Source organism: Aurantimicrobium sp. INA4 (assembly GCF_027924525.1).
GTDB lineage: Bacteria > Actinomycetota > Actinomycetes > Actinomycetales > Microbacteriaceae > Aurantimicrobium.
The window spans coordinates 1168817-1181406 of the sequence record NZ_AP027040.1; the positions used below are offsets into that span (position 1 = coordinate 1168817).

General features: G+C 52.6%; 17 protein-coding genes and 1 tRNA gene. 4 read left to right on the forward strand and 14 right to left on the reverse strand.

Going from position 1 to position 12590, the window contains the following annotated elements:
• Positions 1–4: 4 nt before the first annotated feature.
• From rnc to AINA4_RS05745, 4 genes are read right to left on the reverse strand one after another with little or no spacing between them, the layout of a single operon-like run.
• The gene (gene rnc, locus AINA4_RS05730) at positions 5–715 is read right to left on the reverse strand and encodes a ribonuclease III (RefSeq protein WP_281786520.1); all 711 of its coding nucleotides are present in this window, start codon (positions 713–715) and stop codon (positions 5–7) included.
• Positions 716–738: 23 nt separating this feature from the next.
• Positions 739–945, reverse strand: coding sequence for a 50S ribosomal protein L32 (gene rpmF, locus AINA4_RS05735; protein ID WP_096380403.1), 207 nt, complete (start codon positions 943–945; stop codon positions 739–741).
• A gap of 21 nt (positions 946–966) precedes the next feature.
• Positions 967–1509, reverse strand: coding sequence for a DUF177 domain-containing protein (locus AINA4_RS05740; protein ID WP_281787647.1), 543 nt, complete (start codon positions 1507–1509; stop codon positions 967–969).
• A gap of 21 nt (positions 1510–1530) precedes the next feature.
• Positions 1531–2670, reverse strand: a complete 1140-nt coding sequence (locus AINA4_RS05745) for an acyltransferase (RefSeq protein WP_281786521.1) — start codon at positions 2668–2670, stop codon at positions 1531–1533.
• A 71-nt stretch (positions 2671–2741) separates the two neighbouring features.
• On the opposite strand from AINA4_RS05745, the gene AINA4_RS05750 reads away from it, so the two are divergent.
• From AINA4_RS05750 to AINA4_RS05765, 4 genes are all read left to right on the forward strand, one after another.
• A tRNA-Leu gene (locus AINA4_RS05750) sits at positions 2742–2823 on the forward strand.
• 40 nt (positions 2824–2863) lie between these two features.
• Complete coding sequence (locus AINA4_RS05755) at positions 2864–3511, forward strand: DedA family protein (protein WP_281786522.1); 648 nt, start codon at positions 2864–2866, stop codon at positions 3509–3511.
• 42 nt (positions 3512–3553) lie between these two features.
• Positions 3554–4336 carry a DedA family protein gene (locus AINA4_RS05760; RefSeq protein WP_281786523.1) on the forward strand — a complete coding sequence of 261 codons (783 nt, stop codon included), beginning with the start codon at positions 3554–3556 and terminating at the stop codon, positions 4334–4336.
• A gap of 2 nt (positions 4337–4338) precedes the next feature.
• Complete coding sequence (locus AINA4_RS05765; RefSeq protein WP_281786524.1) at positions 4339–5193, forward strand: PhzF family phenazine biosynthesis protein; 855 nt, start codon at positions 4339–4341, stop codon at positions 5191–5193.
• Here AINA4_RS05765 and AINA4_RS05770 read toward each other — a convergent pair whose 3' ends face one another.
• The 10 genes from AINA4_RS05770 to atpD form a co-directional block, all read right to left on the reverse strand.
• Positions 5194–5646 carry a pilus assembly protein TadG-related protein gene (locus AINA4_RS05770; protein WP_281786525.1) on the reverse strand — a complete coding sequence of 151 codons (453 nt, stop codon included), beginning with the start codon at positions 5644–5646 and terminating at the stop codon, positions 5194–5196.
• Entirely contained in the window at positions 5643–6104 is a 462-nt protein-coding gene (locus tag AINA4_RS05775) for a hypothetical protein (protein ID WP_281786526.1), read from the reverse strand. Before AINA4_RS05775 ends, AINA4_RS05770 begins: the two co-directional genes overlap by 4 nt.
• A complete protein-coding gene (locus AINA4_RS05780; RefSeq protein WP_281786527.1) occupies positions 6079–6480 on the reverse strand; it encodes a TadE/TadG family type IV pilus assembly protein in 402 nt (133 codons plus the stop codon). The genes AINA4_RS05775 and AINA4_RS05780 overlap by 26 nt, the downstream gene beginning before the upstream one ends.
• 7 nt (positions 6481–6487) lie before the next feature.
• Positions 6488–6676, reverse strand: coding sequence for a hypothetical protein (locus tag AINA4_RS05785; protein ID WP_280798616.1), 189 nt, complete (start codon positions 6674–6676; stop codon positions 6488–6490).
• Between the two features lie 27 nt (positions 6677–6703).
• The gene (locus tag AINA4_RS05790; protein ID WP_280798615.1) at positions 6704–7642 is read right to left on the reverse strand and encodes a type II secretion system F family protein; all 939 of its coding nucleotides are present in this window, start codon (positions 7640–7642) and stop codon (positions 6704–6706) included.
• Positions 7639–8523: a type II secretion protein F gene (locus AINA4_RS05795; protein WP_281786528.1), complete on the reverse strand. Its 885-nt coding sequence runs from the start codon at positions 8521–8523 to the stop codon at positions 7639–7641. The genes AINA4_RS05790 and AINA4_RS05795 overlap by 4 nt, the downstream gene beginning before the upstream one ends.
• A complete protein-coding gene (locus tag AINA4_RS05800) occupies positions 8520–9734 on the reverse strand; it encodes an ATPase, T2SS/T4P/T4SS family (protein ID WP_281786529.1) in 1215 nt (404 codons plus the stop codon). The genes AINA4_RS05795 and AINA4_RS05800 overlap by 4 nt, the downstream gene beginning before the upstream one ends.
• 163 nt (positions 9735–9897) lie before the next feature.
• On the reverse strand, positions 9898–10725 hold the full coding sequence (locus AINA4_RS05805) for a peroxide stress protein YaaA (RefSeq protein WP_281786530.1): 828 nt from the start codon (positions 10723–10725) through the stop codon (positions 9898–9900).
• Positions 10726–10802: 77 nt separating this feature from the next.
• Positions 10803–11075 carry a F0F1 ATP synthase subunit epsilon gene (locus tag AINA4_RS05810; RefSeq protein ID WP_280798609.1) on the reverse strand — a complete coding sequence of 91 codons (273 nt, stop codon included), beginning with the start codon at positions 11073–11075 and terminating at the stop codon, positions 10803–10805.
• A gap of 2 nt (positions 11076–11077) precedes the next feature.
• The gene (atpD, locus tag AINA4_RS05815; RefSeq protein WP_172418224.1) at positions 11078–12586 is read right to left on the reverse strand and encodes a F0F1 ATP synthase subunit beta; all 1509 of its coding nucleotides are present in this window, start codon (positions 12584–12586) and stop codon (positions 11078–11080) included.
• Between the last annotated feature and the right edge of the window lie 4 nt (positions 12587–12590).

A 12590-nucleotide genomic window follows, 5' to 3' on the forward strand; every position in this document is an offset into this window, starting at 1 on the left:
GAATTCAGGAAACGTTCTCGCTCAGAGTGGACCATGCACTCAACGCTGCGGCCATCTCTGCGTGCTTCTTGCTCGTCCCCGTCCCGGTTGCCTCAACAAGTGTTCCGACCACAACGGTTGCGGTAAAGATACGTGCATGATCAGGTCCGTCCGCCTGCACGGAATAGACGGGAGCATCGGAACTAAGCTTGGCAGCAATTTCTTGCAAACTGGTTTTGGGATCCATTGCCGCACCAAAACGTTCAGGATTCTTCAGCAAAGGTTCGATCAATCTCAGCACAAGATCGTTGGCAACTTCGGGGCCTTCGGTCAGATAGGCGGCACCAAATAGTGCTTCAACGGTGTCTGCAAGGATGGAATCCTTGTTGCGACCGCCAGTGAGTTCTTCACCATTACCGAGTCGAATGTAGCTGCCGAGATTGATACCACGAGCAACTTCTGCCAACGCGATCGTTGAGACCAGTGATGCTCGTCGCTTTGCCAACTCCCCCTCAACTAAATCAGGGTGGTTGCGATACAGCATCACGGTTACGGCTTGGCCCAATACGGCATCGCCAAGGAACTCTAATCGTTCGTTGTGGGCGATGCCCCCGTGCTCATATGCATAAGAACGGTGCGTCAAGGCAAGCTCATAGAGCTCCCCATCCAGAGGTATACCAAGAGAACTCGAGAGACCCGAGATATCGGTCAGATGACCAGAAGCAGGAGAGCTCATGCTCACTCGCCTAAAAAGTGTGACTAAACGTCAGCTACCTTGCGGCCCTTGTACTCCATGAAGAGTGGGGTGCCAGCAGAGTCTTCAACTACCTTTGCGCGGTGAGGCAGGCTGTAGGTTACCTTGCCCGAAGCGTCAACACTCTTGACGAGAGTGGCGGCTTCAGCCTTCCACTGTGAACGGCGCATGCGAGTGCTTGCTCGCGACATTTTCCGCTTGGGAACAGCCATGGCTATCTCTTCTCTTCTTGCTTAATACTGTGAACCGGTGCTTGTGTCACCGTTGTCTTCGGAAGCAGTCAACTGGCTAAGCGCTGCCCATCTCGGGTCAATCGTCTTGGTCAGCGTGGTATCCAACGGCTCAGCCAGACGTTCACCAGTCTCAGGATCGAGACCAGCACAGTCTGGGCGACATACCGGCTGGAACGGAAGTGCGAGCACGACCGCTTCCCTGACTAGAGGTTCAAGATCCACGTGGTCGTCGTGAACCTCATAATCAAATGCTTCGTCTACAGAATACGCGAAAAGTTCCTGAAATTCGAGTTCGAGGTCTTCCTCGATGGGCTCGAGGCATCTTCCGCACTCCCCAAAAGCTGTTGTTTCAATCTCTGCAGTGACCAAAATGCCGTCCCCGAGGGATTCCAAACGGAGGTCAAGGTGGATATTTTCACCGGCGGGAACGCAAATGATTCCTTCGCCCATTTTCTCGGGAGCGACAACATCGAGTTGTCGCTCACGGTGCTCACCGGGGCGGTGCATAAGGTCATGAACCTCGATGGTGAAAGGAGTTTTGATGAATTTAGCCACGAGTACAGTCTAAGACGTCAGTCTGCTGGCCATTTTGTTGGTAACTCTTCTACCCCATTTCTGGATTGGCCTTTCAATGAGCACACGAGCACAAAGAGTGATCAATATCGAGACGATGGTGATACTGACGGACTGTACGAGGAAAAATTCAATCCATTTTCCTGGCGGGTAAACACCGTGTGGTGTCCCCAATACAACATTCGACCATTGGATGAGTGGCTGGTGAAAGACATACACACCAAAGGAATAGGCGCCCATAAAAGTAAGAACTTTTGCTTTGCGGGTTCCTGGTGTGACCTCAAATTTACTCAGTTGCAGAATCAAGAGAGCAAAAATGGGAGCAGCGAAATATGTAATGGCGTAGCGGTAGGAATTCCAATGCCAGGCATCTTCGATAAAGAACAACGAAACAACTAAAGCAATGGAAACTGTCAACAGCCACCAATTACGTAGGCGTGAAAGTTGAGTCAAGTACTTTCGCAACAAGAGGCCGAGGCCAAACCCTAAAAAGGCTCTGCCCAGTGCTTCAAAGCCCCTAATCGGTCCGCTGTTTTCAATAAATTGAGCGTCGAATGTCAATCCAATCCACAACATCACGTATCCGGCCACAATTGCCACGATGATCCCGAGTCCCCATTTGACTGCAGTCAGCGGGGCATAAATCACATTTGCGATCCACTCTGCCGAAAGTGACCATAACGGAACGTTGATGGCTATTGCTGCGGCGAGGAAAACCTGAAGTAGGAGGAATGCAAAGACCAAAATATGAACTCGTTCATCCTGAGGCAAACCAGCAAGGCTTCCGTAGGGCGGGTTGAAATTATCTTGCGCAACCAGAACGTTTCGCTCCCAATCCAGCAAGAACAGAGCCAGTAGCAACGAGGTAACCGCAAGCGGCCAAAATCGAAAGATTCTTTTCGTGATGAAAACTGCAGAGGCTCTCCCCAATTGCTTTCCCGAGTGGGGCATGCTTGGCCACAGCACAAAGCCACTGAGCACAAAGAAAAAATCGACAAACAGATAGAAGGATGCCAACTGTTGGAAATCTTGTGATGCGCTTACCGTTACGTGAAAGGCAAGCACACCTAATGCGGCAACACCTCGCATGCCGTCTAGTAACAAGAAACGGTGTTGGGAAGTTTGAGTCACAGGAGGGAACCTCTCTTTGAGAGTGTGAACAGTTCATCCAGAATCGCACATAAACTAGATGGGTAACACTCGCGGGAGTGGTGAAATTGGTATACACGCCAGATTTAGGTTCTGGTGCCGAGAGGCGTGAGGGTTCAAGTCCCTTCTCCCGTACAAATGCAACACCCTTGACGCTGTGCCAGAAAGAGTATCTATGCTCCACGCTGCTGCTTTAGATAGCCAAATGAGTGACCTGCTCAGTCACGTCGGAGTGGTTATCTTCTACCTGGTTGTGTGGGGTCTTGTTTTTGCAGGAACTGGTCTGTTCGTGGGGGCATTTATCCCCTTCATTACTGGTGACTCTCTCCTTTTCGCCGCAGGGCTGATCACAGCAGCCAATGAGAATCTCAACATTTGGATTCTTGCTCTGGGTGTCGGTATCGCTGCATTTATCGGCGATCAGGTGGGCTTCATTTTGGGCCGACACTTGGGTCGTCCCTACCTGGATAAAAAGAGCGGGCCGCGCATGAAACGCATCATCGCCCGGGTTGAGAAGTTTTACTATGCCTACGGCTGGTGGGCAGTCGTCATTGCACGCTTTATCCCCTGGGCTCGCGTCTTTGTTCCCTGGGTTGCCGGTATCGGCAACATGAATTACTTCAAATTCTTAACGAGCAACTTTGTTGGCGCTGTTGCATGGGGTGTTGGACTTACACTCGTCGGCTACTACGCGGCAAGTATCCCTGGCGTCAAGGCTGCAGCGTACGTTATTGCTGGATTCTTTATTCTTGCCTCCATCATTTTCAGCATTCGTACTTGGATAGTTGAACGTCGTGATCGCCTCCAGGAATCTGCGAATTAGCTGAGAGTCGGCCTTAAGCACTACCTATAGGCTTAAGGCATTATGCATACCGCGCTGATTCCCTTCCTGGATCCTGAAAATCTCATTGCCGGCTTCGGCGCCTATGCACTGTTGGGCGTTGCCTTTATCGTCTTTGCCGAGACGGGTTTACTTGTTGGCTTCTTACTTCCTGGTGACACACTGCTTTTCATGACCGGCGTGCTCGCCGTCAATGAATCCTTCTTTGGTGTGAACATCTTCTGGGTGTGTGCCGCGATTTCTCTAGCCGCGTTCGTCGGTGGTGAAGTGGGCTACTTTATTGGCCATAAGTTTGGGCCGAGTATTTTTGAAAAGAAAGAAAGTGGCTTCTTCAGCACGAAAAACGTCGAGCGAACTAACGCATTCTTTACTCGCTACGGCGGACTAGCCGTCATCATGGCTCGCTTTGTACCTGTGGTTCGAACCTTTGCCCCTGTTGCCGCCGGTGTGGGCAAAATGAACTACAAGAAGTACACCCTCTATAACTTCATTGGCGCCATCATCTGGGGAACCGGTCTGACCTTTGCGGGTTGGCTTGTTGCTACCCTCATTCCACCAGTTGCTGTATTCGTCACCAACTACATCGACGTAGTACTTATCGGTGTTGTCGTCATCGTTCTGATTCCTAGCATCTATCACTACGTGCAAGCTGTCGTGAAAGCTCGTCGCGCGAAGGCTGAGGCAGCTCACAAGCACAACCCAGAGACACACACCGCTTCTCACGACGAGGCTGAGAAGCTAGCCCTCAAGCCTGAGGTTTTCAACCAAAAGCACGACGGTCAGCATGAAGCTGATCCCACTAAGTAGTCATGGCTGATACTGCAGTACTTCGGCTTACTGCTTTCTCAGACGACCCCGAGGGTGGAAACCCAGCAGGAGTTGTTCTCGATGCGACAGAGCTCTCTGCAGAGCAGATGCAGAGTATTGCTGCAGATGTGGGATATTCCGAAACTGCGTTTCTTATCCCCCACACTGATGTGGAGAACAGCTACCAAATTCGTTACTTCACCCCCGCAGCTGAGGTAGCCTTTTGCGGTCATGCCACTATTGCCTCAGGTGTAGTTCTGGGGCGTGAATACGGTGATGGCGTCTATGAACTGAGCACACAAGCTGGACCGGTTGAGGTTGATGTAACCGTTGCCGGAGAGAACGTGGTGGCAACACTAACCTCTCCCCCCACCACGCTGGCACCTCTAGACCCAGACCTTGTTTATGAATTACTCGATGCACTCGATTGGGATGAGACGGCCCTCGATTCTCGATTCATACCTGCTGTGGGATTTAGCGGAAACCACCACCCCATCTTGGTGCTCGATAGCCGTGAAACCCTCGCATCGATGGATTATGACTTCGATGTACTAGCCGAGCTCATGAAAGAGCATGACTGGACAACAATCCAATTGGTATACCCAGAGGAAGGCGATCCCCACGGCCGGCGTTGGCATTCACGCAACCCAGCACCCTCAGTGGGAATCTACGAGGATCCTGCAACAGGATCGGCAGCAGCGGCCCTCGGCGCCTATTTTCGGGAAACCGGTGTTTATGGTGTTGGTGACCACGTCACGATTTTTCAAGGGGACGATATGGGGCGCCCCAGTTCCATCATGCTCACCATCGGTGGTTCACGCATGAAAATTTCTGGCACCGCCACCGATATTCTCTAGCTAGCCCAACACCGTTCGTGCTGTTGCGGTGACAGAAATGTCGATACCGTCAGGCATAAACATGGACACCACGGGCGGATGCCAGGTTTTACGCAGCGTCACCTCTGAGCTGACCCCATCGGGAGTTCGCGCTGAAACCAGCTGTACGCCAGCACTATCAGCCGCGGGAATAATGGTGAGATAGTTCTTCGCCTGAGCCTTCACTGCAGTATCCGTCAGCGAAATCCGAGCGACACCATCAACCATTTGCACATCATCGAGGTTGAAAGCTTCAGCAGAGATGAGTGCAGCACCGTCCGCAACGGTGAAAAGTCTCTTGCGCTCGATATACAAGCTCGTTGCTGCCATCGTTGCCACAATCACAGCTAAACCAATCAATCCGGCGAAGATAATCAAGATGAGGCTTGAGCCTTCGTCTGAGGACAGCTTTCTGTTTTCAATCTGTCGCATCATCGCACTCCATGGAAACGCGAGACAACCTGGCTGGCTTGTGAACTAATCGGCACGACGGCTGCCTGATCTAAATTCAACACGGCAGGAACCATCGGCAGTGGAACATTCACATTCACGCCGATGCTGACCAGTGTGCCCGGAGTGAGACAACCTCCGTTTGTTTGCGTGCACGTAATTGAGACATTGGCATGTGAGGAATCTAGACCGTAATCCGCAAGGGCAAAATCTATAGCTTGTTGTGCCCGAGCCACAGCCACATCTTGGTTGGGGGATTCCACATAGACCCGAGCTGCCTGTCTGGCAGCACCCTCAGTGGCAAGAGTTGCCCCCTGGACAGCTGAGACAGCAAGCACGAGATAGACCAAGGGGATCAGCAACAACATTCCCGCGGTGATGAACTCGAGTGAAGCTGAGCCATCCTCGCGGCGCAAACTAGTTAAGAACTTCTTTTGCAGCATGTCCCGTCACCTCCAGCGTTGTTGCCGGGCCCCAGAGCCCAATCATGGGCAAAGGGGCTTCTACAGTGATGACTGTTGCCGGAGCCCCCAGCCAGTTTTCTTCACGAGCGCTGACGTTGGTGGCATATTGTTTTCCGACAGCTGTAGTGATGAGTTCTTTGGTGCGCTGCACACCCTCTGCGGGAGTCGAATCAATGAGTGCACCCCATCTAGCGCCTTCAGAGGCAGCGTCTTGCAACGTGTTTTTCACATGCAAAGCAAGACCGAGTTGAAGCACGCCCAGCGTCACAAATGTCAGCAAAATACCGACAAAGACAAACTCGACAACTGTCGAACCACTGTCATCACTGACAAGCTGACGAAGACGTGCACTCATGATGAACTTAGAAACTCACCACGCGAGAAATAGCTTGATCAAAAACTGTTCCTAATGCAGGGGCAGCAATAGCCCAGATAGCAACAACCAGACCAGCAGTCATCAGGGTGATGAGAACCCAACCGGGAACATCGCCTTGTTCGTCATGCAGACGCGCATTCACGTTGTGCGCGATTTTTTTCAGTATTTTTTTCATTTTTTTCTTCTTTCTCTATGTGCCGGATTAGAAACCGGATTGGATGACGAGCAAACCAGGGAACACCGCAAAGATGATGGTCACCGGCAAGATCAAAAACACGAGCGGAACGAGCATGGCAACCTCTTTTTGCCCAGCACTTTCGAGCAAACGTCGCTTTGCATCTTCACGCGCATCTACAGCATGGGCTTGCAGGACTGCCGACACCGGTGTTCCCCGGTTGAGCGCTCCCAAAATCTGTTCAATTCCCCGAGATAACGCGGGGATGCGCAGTTTACGGCTCAGATTCTGAAGTGCTGTTGCCAAGGGAATGCCCAATTGAACATCCAAGACAACTACACGGAATTCATCCGTGACATCACCATGGCCAATGGTGGCCATGCGTGAAAGAGCATCAGGTAAACCTTCACCGGCAGACAAACTCAAAGATAAAAATTCCCAGACTGCAGGAAGCTGAGCTTCGATTCGCTTCACACGAGATTTTGCTGCATAGCCAAGCAGATAGCGTACGCCTAAGAACCCCACCATCGCGCCCAGGATGGGAACGAGCACATAGGCAATAGCGACCGGTTGAACCCAGAGTGCAACTCCTGCATCGAGCAGGAGACCAGCAGCTGCACCCCACAGTCCCCACGTGATTTGACGGGTACGAAATTCGGAGACGCTCAGGAGTGAACCCGCCCGGGCAAGATCACATTCGAGCCCATCAACCGGGCCGGCAAAGCGCTCGGTGAACTTTTCCAGTGTTCGACGTACTTCACGTAAACCAAAATCAAAGCGTGGAAGCGGTGCAGCACTGTGCGCAGTGACGTCTGCGTATGCCTGGGGAGAAATGTCTGCCACCAGGTGAGCTACTCGACGTTGTAGTGAGGGACTGCGAAAGCTGGGCAGAGTAGTGAGAATAATCCACACTCCCAATCCGGCAATAGCACCGAGGGCAATCCCCCACGCACCTAATGAACTCATGCCAACCACCGCTTTTCGTCCGGAAAATACCCCACAGCAGTCATGATTTTGTATGCCAACAAACTGACGGCTAAGCCGACAAGAATTACAACCACCCCGGAAGCAGAGTTATATGCTTGGGCTGCCTCGGGCCTGGTGGACAAGAGCAACAACACAATCCACGGCGCCATCACGCCAATTCGTGCAGCCAACCTAATCCATCCTTGTCGTGCCTCTACTTCCTGGCGCAGAGCAGATTCTGCTCGCAGGTGCGATCCAAGTGAGCCGAAGACAATCGTTATTTCGGTGCCACCGAGTTCACGACCTAACCTCAACGTTTCAATAATGCGATCACCGTTGGGATTGGCCCACCGTGCCTTCAGATCAAGGGCTGCGAGCTCGAAGTTGCCAGAAACCTTATAGTCCTGGGCAAATAATGCTGCTGGAACGCTCACTGCCTTTGAAGAAAACCCTGCCAACGAGATAACAGCATCCGGAATGTTTGATCCGGATCGAATGGCAGAAATCAGTGCATCCACAACGTCAGACCACTGATTACGCAACGTCCTTTTTGCACGTGCTCTCCTGCTGGCGGCAAACATCCACGGAAGTGAAGCTGCAGTGAACGCAATCACCACACTGAGGGCAGAAACACCGGTTACTGCCCAGGAGATTGCTCCTCCAATGACGGCTAAAACGCCAGCTAGCGCAACGATGACGGAGGGTTTCATCCCCAACTGCAGAGCAGTTTCGTTTACAGAAATACTCAACCGCGATGTGTGCGAGCCCGATGTGGGGCGTTCTTTTCTGGGCCATAACAGGCCTGAGATCATGAGAAAGATTCCGATGCCTGCTGTGGCACCTAAGAATATTCCCAGAATTTCTAGCGAAGAGAGTCTCATGCGGCATCCAACACAATTCGAGGGTTGAGATTCGTCAATTCGAACTTGTCGAGACGAGCGGGAGCTTCTCCGGTTGCAACTAGGACATCTTCACGGATTTCAAAGATTGTTGTCGTTTCAATCTCCCCGCCAATAATGCGCCCCGTTGGAGAGATGATTTCGCTCACGCGGCGACGGCCGAATCTGTCGAGCTCACAGTGCACAACAACATCAATGCAGCTGGCAACAGTGGGAACGACGAAACTGGCATCAATATTGCGACCAGCAAGCAACGGAAGCGTGCAGAGCTTTGTCAGTGCATCGTGTGCACTGTTGGCGTGAAGAGAACATGCACCAGGTAATCCACTATTCAGAGCAATGAGCAGATCTAAACTTTCTGCTTCGCGCACCTCACCCACCACAAGACGATCAGGACGCATACGCAGTGCTTCTTTGATTAACCGGCGCAGAGTAATCTCCCCGGTTCCCTCCAAGCTGGCCTGACGACACTGCATGGCAACACAGTCACGAGCGCCGAAGTTGAGTTCAAAGGTTTCTTCGACCGTAATGATGCGTTCGTTTTCGCGCGAGCTGCGCAGAAGAGCATTGAGCATTGTCGTCTTGCCTGCTTGGGTGGCTCCGCACACAAGAATGTTTTGCCGCGCAAGAACACTCATTCGCAAGAATTCCCCAGCTTGACGGGTGAGTGAACCACCCTCAACAAGATCACTCAGATCCCGGACACTATGCGAGAACTTTCGAATGTTCACAGCCCAATGCTGGGAAGTGATGTCTGGGATGGTCACGTGCAAACGGGAACCATCAGGAAGTGATGCGTCCACGAATGGAGACGACATATCCACGCGGCGTCCTGACGTTTGCAGCATTCGCTCAACGAGATCGCGAACCTGGACATTGGTCATGCTCAAATCTGTGAGTTCAGCAACTCCATAACGAGCGACGAACACCTGTGTAGGCGAGTTGATCCAAATCTCTTCGATGGAGGGATCATCAAGGAAGGCTTGCAAGGGGCCAAATCCCGCCAGTTCTGCCATGGCCAAGCTGTGGAGCTCAGTATCAGTGAGCGGCTCTCCTGAATTGTGAACTCCGTTGCGAACAATCTCGTTACGTAACAGCTTTTCAAGATCCTCCGTAGAGGTCGCCCCGGCGGCAACTGAGTCATGTGCTTTGGCACGAACTGCACCAACGATGCGGGAAATGGAATCTGACATTCAGATAGCATGCCCGTTCCAGTTTTACTCCCGCAGGAGTTATCCACATCTCTGCCCTAAACCAGAACACGCTCTGTTTCTTGGGGCGACTGAGCAGCCTTACACAAACAACGGTTGTATATTCCAAAACTGTGCAAAGAGCGGGCAAATACCAAAAGTTGAATCAACAGAGCTTCTTAACAACCCCAGAAACCACCAGGTTGAGCTCTGCAGGCCAATCTTGAGTGGCAGGTTCTCCCGGTTCCAGAATGAAATTCTTTGTGGCTGCCCAAGAAATGAGTTGCTCAACGTTCTCGAGTGAAGAGGTGACCGCGGCATCCTTCGCAAGGGCGCGAAGGAACTCGCCCTTGCCTTTCTTGTTGAAGTGGTTCAGCGCACGCAACTGACCGTTTTCCCCCTTTGTCACCACGCGCAGATAAACCGTGTTCTCAGCAGGAGCAAGTGGTGTGAGAGCTGAATAGCCTTCAGAGCGCAAATCAAGCACTAGTTGATGCTTTTCCTTCAGCCTCTTTGCTAGCGCTTTGCTACTTGCCTCTGCCCAAGCTTTTTTAAGAGTTCCAGCGGCCAATGAAGGCAGTTTGGAGTCGAAAGAGAGCCGATATGCAGGAATGAGATCAACTGCTCTCACGGGCCCCAGGAGAGCAGACTGGATAAGAACATGTTCCCCGAGGAAAGTACGAGCCTCGGCAGGAAGATTGATTGCTCCCAGGCCGTCATAAAGCACGCCGGTATAACGATCAATGGCGGGCATGGTTGGTGAGGTCTTGACCGCCTTATTGCGGTCAACCTCGCCCATTTGCTTGGGGCTGAGCTTGAGAACCTCGGCACACACCTTAGGTTTACGAGCCAGAGACACTGTAGCCGCTACCACACGCTTACGAATGGCATTGAGTTCGGGGAAAGCCAGGGCAGATTCGACAAGCAGCTGCTCCAAGGGAGCGCCTTCTCCCCCATCACGCTTCGTTTCCGAAGGTGGCAACAGAATCAACATAACAATCCCTTAAGTGCAAACGCCCACAGGAAGAGCGAATCTTCAACCGCGGGCATCAGCGTGTGTGAGGTTGAGCGTTAGCCAACCAATTCTGCGGCAGAGGCAACAACAGAAACGTTGTTGTTTTCAACCGAAAGGAAACCACCCTCAGCGTTAGCGGTGATCTTCGAGCCATCTTCCGTGGTGACACGAACTTCACCGCCGGCAAGGATTGCCAACATGGGTTCGTGACCGGGGAGAATACCGATCTCGCCTTCGCTGGTCTTGGCAACAACCATAGAGGCTGCGCCAGACCAGACTTCCTGGTCGGCAGCTACAACGCTGACCTGGAGGAGAGAAGTAGTAGCCATGATTAGCTGTTTTCCTTCTGGATCTTGGCCCACTGCTCTTCAACATCGGAGATTGCACCCACGTTGAAGAAGGCCTGCTCTGCAACGTGGTCAAAGTCACCACGAGCAATAGCGTCGAAGGACTCAATGGTGTCCTTGAGTGGAACGGTCGAACCTTCAACACCGGTGAACTTCTTCGCCATGTAGGTGTTCTGAGACAGGAACTGCTGGATGCGACGTGCGCGGGCAACAGTAATCTTGTCTTCTTCAGAGAGCTCGTCAACACCCAAAATCGCGATGATTTCCTGGAGTTCCTTGTTCTTCTGCAGAATCGCCTTGACGGTGGTCGCAACGCGGTAGTGGTCTTCACCTAAGTAGCGAGGGTCCATGATGCGACTGGTCGAGGTTAGTGGGTCCACAGCAGGGTAAAGACCCTTCGATGCGATTTCACGAGAAAGCTCGGTGGTTGCATCGAGGTGAGCGAACGTGGTCGCTGGAGCGGGGTCGGTGTAGTCATCCGCAGGAACGTAGATAGCCTGCAGCGAGGTAATCGAGTGACCACGGGTTGAGGTAATGCGCTCCTGGAGGATACCCATTTCGTCAGCCAGGTTGGGCTGGTAACCCACAGCAGAAGGCATACGACCGAGAAGGGTCGACACCTCAGAACCTGCCTGTGTGAAACGGAAGATGTTGTCAATGAAGAGCAGAACGTCCTGCTTCTGAACGTCACGGAAGTATTCCGCCATGGTCAGCGCAGACAGTGCTACACGAAGACGAGTTCCTGGGGGCTCATCCATCTGGCCGAAGACGAGGGCGGTCTTGTCGAAGACGCCTGCTTCTTCCATTTCGTGGATAAGGTCGTTACCTTCACGGGTACGCTCACCAACACCGGCGAAAACCGATACACCACCGTGGTCTTGAGCTACACGCTGAATCATTTCCTGAATCAGAACGGTCTTACCCACACCGGCACCACCGAACAGACCGATCTTTCCACCCTGAACGTAGGGGGTCAGGAGGTCGATAACCTTGATACCGGTTTCAAACAGCTGAGTCTTGGACTCGAGCTGGTCGAATGCAGGTGGGGTGCGGTGGATGGGCCAGCGCTCCTTGATTTCAATCTTTTCGCCAGGTGCAGCGTTGAGGATGTCACCGGTGACGTTGAAAACCTTACCCTTGGTGACGTCACCAACAGGCACGGAGATAGGAGCACCGGTGTCGGTGACTTCCTGACCGCGCACGAGGCCGTCAGTTGGCTTGAGCGCAATAGCGCGAACCAGGTCGTCACCGAGGTGCTGAGCAACCTCAAGCACAAGCTTGGTCGACTCGGAGCCGATGGTGACGGTGGTCTCAAGGGCGTTGTAGATGCCGGGGATCGAGTCGTGTGGGAACTCGATGTCGACAACGGGACCGGTAACGCGGGCGATGCGACCGACTGCGGTCTTCGCCTTGGTTGCCTTAGGAGCTGCTGCCTTTTTAGCAGGTGCTGCCTTTGCGGTGGTCTTAGCCTTAGTAGCTGGTGCTGCTGCCATTGCT